Raw genomic sequence first — 14,536 nt, forward strand, 5'->3', positions numbered from 1 at the left:
CAATCACACAGAAGTTACGAATCAAAATTCATTTCTTTTACAACTTAAATAGAAATGATCCGTATATTTGTTTTACAAATTCAATAAAAATGGGTAGAACAAATTTTTTAGGTGAGTTTGAAGAGCTCATTCTTACTATGGTTTTAATCCTCGGTGAAGATGCTTATGGAAATACTGTAGTCAAGGCAATTAAGGAGCATCAAAATCGAGAAGTAAATCTCAGTTCGGTTCACATCACGCTATATCGTTTAGAAGAAAAGGGATTTTTAGAATCCTTTATGGGTGGTGCTACAAAGGAAAGAGGAGGTAGAAAAAAGCGCTACTTCAAAATCACCAATGCGGGCAAAGTCCTGCTTCAAGAAATGAAAGATGCAAGGACTAACCTGTGGAAGCTTGCTCCACAACTCAACTTTTCTGCATGAGCACTCCCCGTCCACCGAAGCTATTCATCAGGTTTTTCAAATGGTATTGCGATCCCCGATTGCAAGAAGCAATTCTTGGCGATCTGGAGGAACAATTCGATGAGGATATTAATACATACGGACTATTAAAAGCCAGAAGACGATTCGCGTGGACCGTTCTACGCTTCTTCAGGCGCTCAATAATTAATCCGGTCTATGACCGGCAAAAACTCAACTATTTAGGCATGTTAAAAAACTATTTCAAAACCTCAATCAGGTTCATCAAGCGTGAGAAAGTCTACGCATTGATGAACATCTCCGGACTAGCCATGGGGATCGCATGCGGTCTCCTGATCTACAAAATATTGAGCCACGAGCTTAGCTACGACAAGCACCATACCAACTATCACCAACTCTATCGGGTAATCAATGAACAGGAAACCACGAATGGTAAAGTGCTTTTCAGAGGCCAGACCCACCCTTTAGCGGAGGCGATTCGCAACGAATTCCCTCAGCTCAATGCAACAATGATGTTTTATGAAAACGAGGGATTAATTGGAATTGAAGATGACAAGGGAAATATTACAAGATATAAGGAAGAGGACGGAGTGGTATTCGTCGAGCCTCAGTTCCTGGATCTTTTTACATTGAACTTTCTGGCAGGCGATTCTCATAATGCATTGGACAATCCGGGTAAAGTGATCCTTACTCAATCAGTAGCGGAAAAGTATTTTGATCTAACAGATGCTAACCTCCACCACGCTATCGGTCGCTCCATCATTCTGGAAAATGAACGTACTACAGTTGTAACAGCTGTGGTGGAAGATATGCCCAAAGCATCTGATTTTCCTTTTGAAATCATCTTTCATTACAAGGATCAGGATGTCACCAACAAGTGGTTTTATGATGGAAAAAGCTGGGAAGAGTACAATAGCGCGACCAACTGTTATGTGCTGCTCAAGGAGGGAACTTCTCCATTGGAAATCGAGATTCAGCTGGCTACTATCGTAGACAAGTATCTGCCAGAGCATACGGCCGAAAACAGAACTTATAGATTACAACCACTATCCGATCTGCACTATAGCGATACCATTCGAAAAACCTATGCAGGCATCACGGCGACCAAAGAAGAGCTAACAGTCTTTGGGCTGGTGGGGCTCTTCCTTATCCTCACCGCTTGCATCAACTTCATCAACCTGGCTACTGCTCAGGCAGTGAAGCGATCAAAAGAGGTGGGCGTTCGCAAAACAATGGGGAGCAGCAAGCGACAGCTGGTGGTTCAGTTTCTCTGCGAAACATTTGTCATCACTATCCTGGCAACCTTTATGGGGTTGGCAGTTGCCTCCATTATGGCTAAACCCGTGCAGGACATCTATCCCTACCCCATTGACCTGAACTTCACTTCTGACCTCAGCATTCTATACTTTTTGCTGCCGGCCATGTTGGGTGTTACGCTCCTTTCCGGACTATATCCATCCACCATTCTGGCTAAAATGAATCCTGTGCTCGCAATCAAAAACAGTCTCAACATTAAGCAGACATCAGGCTTCCTGTCACTGAGAAGAGGACTCGTGATTTTGCAGTTTGCCATCTCTCAGATTCTCATTATCGGTATACTTATCCTCAATGCCCAAATGAATTTCTTTCAGGAAAAAGATCTTGGTTTCAACGAGGAGTCTATCCTTACCGTGGAGCTACCCGAAAATGATTCTACCAAGCTGCAGATTCTAAAAACAAATTTGATCAATCATTCCGGGATCAAAAATGTAAGCTTGAATACGGCAGGACCCATCGCCTCCTTCAACTCAACCAATCCTATTTTTCATCCCAATATCGAAGGACAGGACTACAGCGGAAACTTGAAAAATGTTGATGCAGATTATTTCGATGTGTATGAAATGGAATTTATCGCTGGCGGGCCATTTAAGAAAACAGATCCGTCCAGCCACGTGGTGGTCAATAAAAAACTGGTCAATACCCTTGGTTTTAGTGACCCGAATGAGGCTATTGGAGAGCAGGTACAATACGGAAGGGGCTCGCTAAAACTGACAATTATTGGAGTTGTGGATGACTTTCATTCGGCCTCATTACATTCCGAAATCAACAACGTATTTCTGGCCAACTATTCGTGGAATATTTTCCAGGCCAGCATCAAGCTGAGTGATCAGCATGGAAGCTTCGAAGCACTAAAAGGTACGCTGGAACACATCGAGCTAAGCTGGGAAAAGGTCTTCCCCAACTATGTATTTGACTTTGAATTTTACGATGACCAAATAGCAGGGATGTATGAATTGGAACAAAGCGTGAGTAAGCTTTTTCGACTATTCGTAATCATCGCCATAATTATTGGGGCATTGGGACTTTACGGCCTGGTCTCCTTCATGGCAAACCAGAAAACCAAAGAAATCGGTATAAGAAAGGTGATGGGTGCCTCAGAGCTATCTATCTGGAATATATTCTCTAAAGAGCTGATCATGCTGATGCTCATTGCCTTTGCAATAGCTGCTCCTTTGTCCTACTTTATGATGAATGCATTTTTGGCCAACTACGCTTACCGGATCTCCATGGGGCCGATGTTTTTCATTTTGGCTATCTCGGCTAGCCTTGCCATTGCATTTCTTACGGTAGGGTACAAATCCTGGAAGGTGGCCAAAGCAAATCCTGTGGATGCATTGAAAGATGAGTAGATAATGCTGAAATACAATGCTTTTATTCTTCTTTAAACCTTCGCTTATAAATGGGCTTGCGATACAAGAATTGTAGATACAAAAGAGGAAGCACCAGCATATCAGTCAAAAGTGTGCCTGTTGTGTACCTTATATCATCCACTATTTTACATCCTTTTGAAGCTCTGCGAACATCATGAACATGTTTCCAGAATTTCAGGAAGAAGGGAAGTTTTGTTCCAAGATCAATGAAATACCACTGGAATTCAGACTCATAATCTTCGACAATCTTGCTGATCCATTTTTGCTTAAAAAGAATGAAATTCAGTTCCAGTTCGACTACATCTCCGGTCTTGCATCCATCAAATTGTAACAGCCTAACCGGAGGGAAGGGCGGATTGAGTGACAGAAACAGATCTTCAGTAAATCCTGCTTTTACCTGATCAATGTTTGCTTGAACTTTGGTAACAATCTTTATCCTCATTACAGATATCAACTCGCTTTATTGCTTTAAGTTTAATCTATGATCAGGTCAGCCACATCAAATGATGCAAAATCAATTGTGGAGATTTACAATCATTATATCCTCCACTCACATGCGACATTCGAAATAGACCCAATTTCAACTAATGAAATGGAGCTTCGAATTCACCGTGTCCAATCTGACCTGAAGCTTCCCTGGCTAGTGATGGAAAAAGAAAAACAAATCATAGGCTATGCATACGCAACTCAGTGGAAAGCTCGGGTGGCATATTCGAAGACTACTGAATCCTCCATATACCTTCACAAAGATCAGGGAGGCAGAGGCTATGGCTTACCCCTATATGCGGAGCTGATGAAACAGCTGAAAACCCTGGGCTTTCATGCGGTCATCGGAGGAATGTCCTTGCCCAATGAACCAAGCAGAATTGTTCATGAAAAACTGGGTTTCAAAAAGATCGGCGAATTCAAAGAAGTAGGCTTTAAGTTTGGCCGCTGGATTGATGTAGGTTATTGGGAGTTGATTATTTCATAGCATAGAATTTCAATAATCATTCCCCTACTTTTGCACACTAATTTCAAATTATGGACGAGGCTAAGAAATCATTGAACTTCATCGAGCAATTGATCGAGAAAGATCTGAAGGAAGGAAAGTACGATTCAATTGTAACACGATTCCCTCCGGAACCCAATGGATACCTGCACATTGGTCATGCCAAATCCATCTGCCTTAACTTCGGTCTGGCTGAAAAGTATGGAGGAAAGTGTAACCTACGTTTTGATGACACCAATCCGGAGAAAGAAGAAACCGAATATGTAGACTCCATTAAATCAAACATCAAATGGCTAGGGTACGATTGGGAAGATCGAGAGTACTACGCCTCTGACTACTTTGAGCAGCTCTACCAGATGGCGATTAAGCTGATCAAAAAAGGTTCTGCTTACGTGGATGACCTTTCCCAGGAAGAATTCAATAAGCTTAAAGGCACCCCGACTCAACCAGGGAAGCCAAGCCCCTATCGGGATCGATCAGTAGAAGAAAATCTGGATCTGTTTGAGCGCATGCGGTCAGGTGAATTTAAAAATGGAGAAAAGGTACTAAGAGCTAAAATCGACCTTAGCTCTCCGAACATGCACATGCGTGATCCAATCCTGTATCGTATCAAGCAATTGCCTCACCACCGGACGGGCTACCAGTGGTGCATCTATCCAACCTATGATTTTGCACATGGACAATCTGATTCCATTGAAGGTGTGACCCATTCACTATGTACGTTGGAGTTTGAAGTGCACCGGCCGCTATATGAGTGGTTTATCAAAGAGTTAGAAATTTTTCCTTCCAAGCAAACGGAGTTTGCACGATTAAACCTTAGCTATACGATCGTAAGTAAGCGAAAGCTACGGGAACTGGTAGAGCTGGGTCATGTCAATGGATGGGACGACCCACGGATGCCGACCCTCTCAGGGATCAGACGAAGAGGATTTACACCTGCTTCCATTCGGAAATTTGCTGACACCATTGGAGTAGCCAGAAGAGATGGCATCACAGACATTGCAGTGCTGGAACATGCCGTGCGTGAAGATCTGAACGCCACAACCAATCGGGTGTTTGGGATCATGAACCCGCTGAAAGTGATCATCACTAACTGGCCGGAAGACAAAGTGGAGATGATGGCCGGGGTGAACAACCCTGGAGATGAGTCTGCCGGAACACGAGAGATGCCATTCACTCGAGAAATCTATGTCGATCAGTCAGACTTTTTAGAAGATCCACCAAGTCCGAAAAAGTGGTACCGACTTGGGCCTGACCGTGAGGTGCGTTTGAAATTTGCCTACATCATCAAATGCACCGGGTATAAAAAAGCAGAAGATGGCACCATTGAAGAATTGTATGCTGAATACGATCCTGAAACCCGTAGTGGGCAAGACACCAGCGGCAAGAAAGTAAAAGGCACCCTAGGTTGGGTCTCCGTACCACATGCGGTAAATGTAGAAGTGAGAGAGTATGACCGCCTGTTCAAGACAGAAAACCTGAACACCATAGAGGATGACTTTAAAAATCACCTGAATCCGGATTCACTTACGATCAACAAAAAAGCGGTTGTAGAACCTTCTCTGAAGGATGCGAAAGTTGGTGACCAGATGCAGTTCGAGCGAATCGGCTATTTCCGTGTGGACGAAGATTCCACTTCGGATAACCTGGTTTTCAACCGTACGATTACGTTGAGGGATAACTGGGCGAAGAAGTAGCCGTTTCTATGAAAAGATTGTTGCATTTCTTGCTGATAGTTTTCGCAGTGTTTTCTTGTAATGAGAAGTCACATGCTGATATCGCTAAGAAATACTATGAAAGTTTGAACGCTGCTGATTTTCAAAAGCTAAGTCAGTTAATCGGAGACAGCCTTACTATTGTTGAAGGGAATTATTCTGTTTCCTATTCATTGTCAAGCTTCTATGAGCAGTTTAAGTGGGACTCCACTTTTAACACATCATATAAGGTTATCGAATTAATAAATAGCACAGATAGCCTTTTGGTGACCGTTGAATCAAGTTCAAGACGGTATAGATTTCTTGAGAATGACCCTTTAATTTGTCGATATGAAATATCTTTTACTAACCATAAAATTTTGCAAATAAAACTGCTAGAATGTCCCAATGCAGATTGGAACAGGTGGCTGATGCAGCGTGATTCTTTAGTATCATGGATTAAAAAGAAGCATCCTGAACTTGACGGCTTCATTCATGATTTGACAAAAAGAGGAGCCATCAATTATCTACAAGCTATTGATCTGTATGAAAGTAGGAATTCTAATGATAATTGAGATCTTAATCGTCTTGCTGATATAATACCCCTAATGAAAGTCTCAGGCCTCTATATCTACCCCATTAAATCCTTGCAAGGAATCTCTCTTCAGGAGGTTGAAGCGATGGAAAAAGGCTTTAGATATGACAGGCGTTGGATGATAGTGAACAAAGACAATGGTCACGTCACCCAGCGCACGCATCCACATCTATCACAAGTAGGCATTTCATTGTCTGATGAAAACATTATTGCTTCGCATCGCGATATGCCTGATTTAAAAATTCCAATCACGGTAGAAAATGGAAACAGTATTCATGTAACTATCTGGGATGATCAAGTGGCGGCACTGGAAGCTGCTACGTATATCAATGAGTGGTTTTCAGCGGTTTCCGGTGAATCCTGCAAGTTGGTTTTTATGACCGAAGGTGGATCTCGTCCGGTAAACCCTGATCGGGCCATCAACAATGAAAATGTCAGCTTTGCAGATGCCTACCCCTATCTGATCATCGGACAGTCTTCGCTTGATGATCTCAATTCCAGAATGGAAGTGGAGCTCCCCATGAATCGGTTCCGTCCGAATATAGTCGTCGAAGGAAGTCAACCTTACGAGGAGGATAATTGGAATGACATTCAAATCGGTGAAGTAAAGTTCCACGTCACTCACCCATGCAAGCGATGCGTCTTCACAACGGTCGATCAGGAAACTGGTAAAAAAGGAAGTGAACCGCTCAAAACACTAGCTACCTACAGACGAGAGGGCAAAGAGGTGATTTTTGGAGTGAATGCGCTGGCGATAGAGACAGGGAAGATTAGGGTTGGGGATGGGATTAAGCTGAGCTGATCCCAAGACTGGTCCGTCATTCCTGACGAAACAAAGCGAAGGGATCAGGAATCTTATAATTACCGGCTCAAGCCTGCCAGCAGAAAGAGTGGTCGGAATAACATTCTGATTTAATTCTCTCTCCTGCTCCAAACCTCATACATCGGGTCACCTTTGCTGCTTTTGCCGGAGTGGTGCCACTTCCCGTCTTTGAGTTCATAGTCAAATTCCAGACTCATGCCCACCCGGCTGTCGTCTCATGAGAAAAACTCAATATTCTCAGTGTACTTACCATCTACAGTGGTGTAGGTTCCGCCCCCAGTACCCATAAACTGCTTCGTCGCAGTATTATAAGCAATCCATTGAAAACGCGTTCCTGAAAGAATCTTCATTGTTTTCCTTGGTCGGTTCGTATCTCGTTCCTGTATCTCTCCATTACGCTTCCTGCCAGACATCAGCCATGCGCCATTGAGATCTCCCGGTGTTCCATCATCAACGCGAGTTGCCCAGTTCTCCATTCCAACGATACGCATCTTGTCATTTCCATTAAATTCGATTTCAAATGACCGTGGAACTCCAATTTTCGAAGTGTCAGTGGTATGAAACTCAGGCACTTCAGTCATCGTGTTACCATCCAATGTCCAGCTGCCACCATTCGCTTCAATAAAAGCGCCTGTTTCCGCATCAAACCATGCGGCCGCCTGATAGTTTTCAGTGAACGTTACCACACCTTTTACCTTCTGACCATCTTCTCTGGTTTCGGTCCACTCCCATGACCCGATTAGTGATTGAGCTTGAACGTGAGAAAAGAGCGATAAACAAAAAATAATAATTAGCGTCTTCATCTTGCTGTCTGATTTAATCTTTATAATAAGCCCCAAAAAGGATCATCATTTCATCTGAACTGCGAAGGCCAAAAGTTAAATCTCTGTCTTCCCAATTATCGTAAGTGGCCTCCAGTCGCAACCCTTCACCTGCTTCCAAAACATGTGGAGGATCAAGCTCAAGAATAGGAGGGTGCTCCCAATCGTATGAAATATAGATCAGCTCGCCATCCTGGGCTCCACCCACTTGATATACTTTGAACTCTGTCATGTGCTCATGAGCATGAGAAAACAACTGGAAGATGTTAATCCGCTCATTAAAGTAGTAGGTTTTTTGGATGGTCGTAACCTCGCCAGCAGGCAGAACAAAATTTTGATTATTCAGATTTAGTACTTCGGCAACATGCTGGACTTCAGATGCTGGAATAGTGTGCAGGTTCCCATAAACTTCACCTGTCATTGTTTCGTCTGTACGGTTGGCATAATGCGCATTAAGGTCGAGTCCCTTGCCTCCTTTAAATCTCAAGGCAACTCCTTCGGGATACCTGTAATTCATCCTTGGCCACTGCGTTCCCGCTATAAATTCATGATACAGAAGAGGGATCAAATTACGGGTAATGAGTTGTTGATTCTCATCGTATAAATCGCGAATAGTCAAGGGTTCAGGGATGGAGACAGACGGGGTGCCCTCTTCAAATGCGTAAAAAATAAAGTGATGGCTGCCTTTTCGCATAGATATCTCGATCTGATTGATAAAGATATCATCTTCACTAAAGGGAGGCTCATAGTAAAAGAATTCTCTGTCTGTGTTTGATTCAATATCGAATGGGCCTAAATGAAACTGATAGCCACTTTCTGGCACAGCCAGCGGCTCAAAAGGAAGTTCTTTGAACCTTGTTTCGTCATTCAGCAATGACACATCAGCAACCTGACCGCTTTTAGGCGCTCCTTTAATAATCCATTCACGGATAAATTCCAGTTCTCCATTTGTCAAAAAGTCGCCACCCAAGGGCATGATTGCTCCATACAGCGGATGGTCAGAGTAGAAGTGTTCCTGATCGTTGGCATTTATCTTTTCCCACAAAAAGCTTTTAAAAAGACTGGGCAAGCCCTCCGTTCCTACCAGCTCTAAACCATCTTCCAGTGCTGCATTATTATTAGGGGCACGTCCAACCAATTGATCATATGATTTTCCGGTTGTTAAGACCAGGTCGGATTGTCTTGCAAACGTTGAGCCAGCTGAATGACAGCTAATACACTGTGTGTCCCAAATCTGTGTTTGGATCACATCATACGTGTGCATGTCAGAGATTGGAATAGGCCCTTTTTCATTACTGCAGTTAATAAACAATAACAGAACCAATAAAAATGGGAGAACTTTGAGTGGTTTCATGTTTGACTAATTACGCTTCCCTGGTTTATACGTTTCTTCTGCTCTGGCTTCAACGTCTTCTCGATAGTAGGCTGCCTCTTTGAATTGCCCATTCGCATACATCTGTGCCTGATCATCAAAATGCGGAGAGTTTGGGTCGCTGCTTTGTCCGCCTGCCAAAATGGTTTTGGCTCTCACCTTGTCACCAAACTCCACAGCCGCCACAAAGCTGTTCCCTCTCGTTCCGTAAATTTTGTTTACATCATGCTGCCCTCTCATGCCATAGGCCGCCAGGTGACCCCATCTAGCAGTCGTAAACCCTACCGGTATACTTGGAGCATCGTCATTAAACGATGCATCAATTGCACCTGAGGTCCGCTGAAATCGGTTCACTTCTCCCCACGGAATCAGCCAGGTACCGAATCGGTTATTCATTTCATCCATGGTCTTTTCAAAAATTTCAAGCAGTTTCTCTTCTGGAATCTCAGAAAAGTAGTCAAACGCCTCCATCCAGGAGAGCTTTTCGGGAGCACCCCCATATTTATCCAGATTCATTCCATAAAAATGTGCCAGCGTCATCGCCTTGGAATCCACCCCTGTAGTGAAATCCCAATTTCTTAGTTCCTCTATGGCATCCCACATCGTTGTATCCTTATTGGAATTATCGTAAGCTTCAATCAAGACAGGTATCACCTTCTCAAATGCAGGTAGGTAAGGATCGTACGCCAACTCAATCAGTCCGTCTAACGAAAGGTTGTCCGCTTGAGAAAGCAAACGAATGGCGTTTACGCCCCTGAAATTTTCCGGTGCACTGTACATGTATCTCGGGTAGTTCTCCTTTTTCGGACTGTACTCTGCTGCAGAAGTAAACGGCGTGGAATTGCAATTCTGAATCCACCCATTTGGAGGGTTTTTAACCGTTATCGCCTCGTCCACCGTATGGAGGCCCTGCCAATCGGTAGCAGGATTGCTGCCATCGACTGGTTGCGAATAATCAAACTGCTCGTCACGAATCGGAATGAAATTGCCATGGTAGTAGGCGATGTTTCCCTCTGAGTCAGCAAAAACCGTATTGTTGGAAGAGTTGGTACGGATGTTCATCATCTCGTTGAATTCTTCCAGGTTTTTCTTTTTTGTTCGTGTGTACGATTGCTCCAATGCTTTGACCGGTTCCCACATGAGTGCCGTTGCTGTCCACTGATCGTCTACTTTGTATGTGATCGGTCCATGATGCGTTCGATAAATAGGGAAAGTCTTTTCTTTGATTTCACCCCCTTGCTTGTACTTCAGTGTCACTTCTTTTACCTCTACTTTTCGCTCCTCCTCGCCATACTGGTAGTATAGGACGTCCTCTTTCTCGATGATGGTCTCTTTAAATTCATCGATCACATCCGTGTAGGTAGAAGTGTGCATCCAACCGGTGTTTTCATTGAAGCCCTGGTAAACAAAAAACTGTCCCCAGGTGACTGCTCCATACGCATTCAATCCTTCTTCGCTTACCACATGCACCTCTCCCCGGAAATAGAAGGAAGTATGTGGGTTGATCAGCAGCATGGCATTGCCTGATTCGGTCAGGTCTCCGGAGATGGCAAAGCCATTGGAGCCTTGAGGCTCCTCTAGTATCTCATGTTCATCAGCCAAAAACGATTCTTTTAATTGACCTACCCCTTCACCTCGAACCGTCGAACCGCTTCCAGAAGGGGAATATTCGCTGTTTTTGTCTGATGAAAGAGGGTTTTCATTTAATTCAAGTTGCTCATAAAACGCTTTTATCCGCTTTGTAGAAACACGCTCAATATCTCCACCAATTGAACCCTCTGTAAAGTACATGGTCATCCAAGGTTCATAAGTTGTGATCACTTTAGGCTCCACTTCGGGGTGCGTTTCGAGGTAATAATTGATGCCATCTGCCCATGCCTGACACAACTCTTTCAGCCAATCCGGTGCAGAAGCGTAAAACTCCTTGGCCTCTTCTACTGTCATGAAGAGTCTCGCTCGTAAATCGCTATAAAGTGCTTCCTCTCCTTCCGCTTCTGCCAGTCTTCCGATGGCCCAGGTAAAGTTGCGCTCTACCCGCCGAAAATCATCTTCACATTGTGCATAAAGCAGTCCAAAGACTGCATCCGCATCCGTTTTACCATAGATGTGTGGTACTCCAAAATCGTCTCTGATGATCGTAACTTTTTCTGCACGTTGGGCTAAATCTGTGGATTTTTCAGGACCACAAGCAATGAGGGCTAGTAGAAGAAGGGTGAGAATTCTGCACATAGGTTTGGGTTGAATTTGATGTTTATCAAATATATCTAATTTAGAAGGATGTCTACCGAAACAATCAGCCTCTGGATCATGGCGATTCTTTACATCCTGGCCGGGATCAACCACTTCATCATGCCTCGGTTTTATGAGAAGATCATCCCGCCGTTTCTAGGAAGTAAAAAACTGATCAACTGGGTCAGTGGCATAGCAGAAATCATCCTGGGAATTCTATTATTAATCCCATCATACACTTCACTTGCGGCTTGGGGTGTGATTGCCTTACTTATAGCTGTGTTTCCCGCCAACATCTATCATTTCATGAAAGGATACAGAAAAAAGAAGATGGTGTGGATACTTGCATTTAGGCTTCCATTGCAATTTGTGCTGATATGGTGGGCATATACTTTTACCTAAAAGCAACCTTTCAAGATTTCTGGAATCTATAGTATTAGTGGTCACCAACTCCTAATGCTTATGTTCAGGAACTTCTTCAAAATTACTTTTCGGAACTTTCGAAAAAATAAATCATACGTTTTTATCAACCTCATCGGATTAGGCCTCTCGCTATCCTGTTGCATTGTCGGTTACCTCAACTGGAAATTTGCTGCCGACTATGATAAAAACCATGTCAATCATGAACGCATCTACAAAGTCCACATCTATAAAGATGTTCAGGATAGGAAAGTGCCATATGGGATTGCTCCTATGCCTTTAGGTGCCCAAATAAAGGATAAAGTCACAGGAATCTCTCATTATTCAAGGTACGCGACGGCAGGACTTGTGATGAAAAAGGACTTAAAAGTATTCAACCAGGGTATCGCCTTTGTGGAAGATGACTTTTTTGAAATGTTCACCTTCCCATTTAAGTATGGTAACAAGGAAGCATTGTTAGATAGAAGCAAAATCATCCTGAGTGCTCGAGCAGCTCAAACCTACTTTGGAGAGGCTGATCCAACTGGAGAAATCATCACCGTCATTACAGAGGAAGGAACACAATACCCGATGACCGTAGGGGGAGTATTGGATGAAATACCACAAAATTCTTCCATTAGTTTTAGAGCAATCTCCCATTGGGATAATTACCTGAAAATTCGAGAGCTGGAACCCAACGATTGGGAGCGATTTACCGATGCAACATTTGTAATGACAGAGCGCAATGCATTTCCTCAAAACCTGCTGGATTACATCAATGAAAACTCCGTCGAGATTCAAAACAGCGCACGAGAGGATTTCCAAATTAGCAGCTATTACCTTGAGCAGCTAACTACACTTGGAAAGCATGCACAAAACATTCGGTCCAATTGGTTAAACGAACCGCCACCCCCTCCCGCTATCACTACTCCGTTAATTATGGCCATTCTAATGTTGCTAATTGCCTGCTTCAATTTCACTAATACCTCTATAGCCATCTCAAGCAAACGCCTGAAAGAAATAGGCATTCGAAAAGTCATGGGAAGTGATCGTAAGCAGCTTATAGTTCAATTCATGGGCGAAAACCTAATGCTTTCGTTTTTATCCATGGTCTTGGCATTAGGCATTTCCTACTTCTTTGTCCCAGCTTATAGCGCCATGTGGGACTTCATTAATTTGGAATTGAACCTTACCTCCAACACGGAGATCTATTGGTTCTTAGGTGGACTATTGATCTTCACATCCTTAATTGCTGGTGGATATCCATCGCTTTATATCAGTTCTTATCAGCCAGTCAAAATCTTGAGAGGCAATCTATCTCTTGGAGGTACCAATTGGTTTTCGAAGACATTGCTGGGCTTGCAGTACATGATTACCATCGTGGCATTAATTTCTGCTTTAGCCTTTGGCAATAATGCAAAGTATCAGTCCGAACTTGATGTGGGTTTTGATAAAGAAAACATTATTGGTGTAAGGGTTGAAAGTCAGTCGGAATATGAAAAATTTAGCAATCTCGTAAAGCAAATGCCAGAAGTGGAATCCATGGCTGGGAGTACTCACCATATCGGCTGGTGGACGTATGGACGCACGCTAAGATCTGGTGAAAAGGAGGTTGAATCTGACATGATGAATTTCACGCTGGAATACAAAGATGTGATGGACTTATCCATCTTGAAAGGTAGGTATTTTGAATCAGACCTTGCGGAATACGATAGAGAAAGTTCAATCATTGTCAATGAAGCGTTGGTTAAAGAGTTTGGATGGGAAGAACCAATTGGTCAGGTTGTTCAAATTGATGATAGCACTCGACTTTCGGTAGTTGGCGTTTTAAAAGATTTCTACATGTATGGTTTCTTCGATCCGGTGGAGCCTGTTGGGTTCCGTTTGGCAAATAAAGATGAAATGAATTTTGTAGTCGTAAAGAGCACCATGTCCGGAAGCCCACTTTTTGATCTCTTGGAATCAACCTGGTATGAAGTAGCTCCTAATACCCCATTTAATGCAGAGCTTCAGGAAGTCGTCCTTAGTGGAACAGATCTCGTCAATAAAAACATCATGAAGATGTTTCGTTTTCTTGGCATACTTGCTCTTATCCTATCATCCATTGGTCTTTATACACTGGTTTCGCTCAATGTGATCAAACGCATCAAAGAAATAGGCGTGCGCAAAGTGCTGGGAGCATCTGTTTCTCAAATCGTGGTGCTTCTGAATCATCAGTTTTTCTGGTTGCTTTTGGTGGCGGCAGCTTTGGGAGCAATCGCCAGCTATTTTGCAATCGATGGACTGATGGCTTCCATTTTTTCGGTTTACAAAGCAATCAGCTATTTCACAGTACTCTTTCCTTTCTTTGGTCTTCTGCTCCTGGCGGTTGCAATAGCTTCCATTCGAATCGCAAATAGCGCGGTAAAGAACCCGGTTGAGTCGCTTCGAGACGAATAGTTCACTATTAAACAAGGACAGAGAATATCCTTTCGATTCAGTCACTATAGTGCACAGCAATTAG

General features: G+C 43.3%; 12 protein-coding genes. 8 read left to right on the plus strand and 4 right to left on the minus strand.

Annotated features, from left to right (window positions below):
* Positions 1-89 precede the first annotated feature (89 nt).
* Positions 90-422 (plus strand): PadR family transcriptional regulator, encoded by a 333-nt coding sequence (locus ACXAH9_RS09480; protein WP_474894621.1) that lies wholly within the window; start codon positions 90-92, stop codon positions 420-422.
* Positions 419-3,088, plus strand: coding sequence for an FtsX-like permease family protein (locus ACXAH9_RS09485; RefSeq protein ID WP_474894622.1), 2,670 nt, complete (start codon positions 419-421; stop codon positions 3,086-3,088). The genes ACXAH9_RS09480 and ACXAH9_RS09485 overlap by 4 nt, the downstream gene beginning before the upstream one ends.
* Before the next feature lie 22 nt (positions 3,089-3,110).
* Here ACXAH9_RS09485 and ACXAH9_RS09490 read toward each other — a convergent pair whose 3' ends face one another.
* A complete protein-coding gene (locus tag ACXAH9_RS09490) occupies positions 3,111-3,551 on the minus strand; it encodes an SRPBCC family protein (RefSeq protein WP_474894623.1) in 441 nt (146 codons plus the stop codon).
* A 39-nt stretch (positions 3,552-3,590) separates the two neighbouring features.
* Here ACXAH9_RS09490 and ACXAH9_RS09495 point away from each other — a divergent pair, with 39 nt between their 5' ends.
* Genes ACXAH9_RS09495 through ACXAH9_RS09510 form a run of 4 tightly spaced genes read left to right on the plus strand, consistent with a single transcriptional unit; the run spans position 3,591 to position 7,191 of the window.
* Positions 3,591-4,082 carry an N-acetyltransferase family protein gene (locus ACXAH9_RS09495; RefSeq protein WP_474894624.1) on the plus strand — a complete coding sequence of 164 codons (492 nt, stop codon included), beginning with the start codon at positions 3,591-3,593 and terminating at the stop codon, positions 4,080-4,082.
* A 50-nt stretch (positions 4,083-4,132) separates the two neighbouring features.
* Positions 4,133-5,797, plus strand: coding sequence for a glutamine--tRNA ligase/YqeY domain fusion protein (locus tag ACXAH9_RS09500; RefSeq protein ID WP_474894625.1), 1,665 nt, complete (start codon positions 4,133-4,135; stop codon positions 5,795-5,797).
* An 8-nt stretch (positions 5,798-5,805) separates the two neighbouring features.
* Complete coding sequence (locus ACXAH9_RS09505; RefSeq protein WP_474894626.1) at positions 5,806-6,369, plus strand: hypothetical protein; 564 nt, start codon at positions 5,806-5,808, stop codon at positions 6,367-6,369.
* Positions 6,370-6,402: 33 nt separating this feature from the next.
* The gene (locus tag ACXAH9_RS09510; RefSeq protein WP_474894627.1) at positions 6,403-7,191 is read left to right on the plus strand and encodes an MOSC domain-containing protein; all 789 of its coding nucleotides are present in this window, start codon (positions 6,403-6,405) and stop codon (positions 7,189-7,191) included.
* Between the two features lie 236 nt (positions 7,192-7,427).
* Here the strand turns inward: ACXAH9_RS09510 and ACXAH9_RS09515 are convergent, their stop codons facing one another.
* The 3 genes from ACXAH9_RS09515 to ACXAH9_RS09525 are packed head-to-tail and all read right to left on the minus strand — an operon-like array spanning position 7,428 to position 11,634.
* Positions 7,428-8,015 carry a membrane or secreted protein gene (locus ACXAH9_RS09515; RefSeq protein ID WP_474894628.1) on the minus strand — a complete coding sequence of 196 codons (588 nt, stop codon included), beginning with the start codon at positions 8,013-8,015 and terminating at the stop codon, positions 7,428-7,430.
* 13 nt (positions 8,016-8,028) lie between these two features.
* Positions 8,029-9,387, minus strand: a complete 1,359-nt coding sequence (locus ACXAH9_RS09520) for a hypothetical protein (RefSeq protein WP_474894629.1) — start codon at positions 9,385-9,387, stop codon at positions 8,029-8,031.
* A 6-nt stretch (positions 9,388-9,393) separates the two neighbouring features.
* On the minus strand, positions 9,394-11,634 hold the full coding sequence (locus ACXAH9_RS09525) for a penicillin acylase family protein (RefSeq protein ID WP_474894630.1): 2,241 nt from the start codon (positions 11,632-11,634) through the stop codon (positions 9,394-9,396).
* A gap of 48 nt (positions 11,635-11,682) precedes the next feature.
* Between ACXAH9_RS09525 and ACXAH9_RS09530 the strand changes: the two genes are divergently transcribed.
* Positions 11,683-12,036, plus strand: coding sequence for a DoxX family protein (locus tag ACXAH9_RS09530; protein ID WP_474894631.1), 354 nt, complete (start codon positions 11,683-11,685; stop codon positions 12,034-12,036).
* A 60-nt stretch (positions 12,037-12,096) separates the two neighbouring features.
* Positions 12,097-14,472 carry an ABC transporter permease gene (locus ACXAH9_RS09535; protein WP_474894632.1) on the plus strand — a complete coding sequence of 792 codons (2,376 nt, stop codon included), beginning with the start codon at positions 12,097-12,099 and terminating at the stop codon, positions 14,470-14,472.
* Positions 14,473-14,536: the final 64 nt, after the last annotated feature.

This window comes from Ekhidna sp. ABH4_415, from assembly GCF_056161305.1.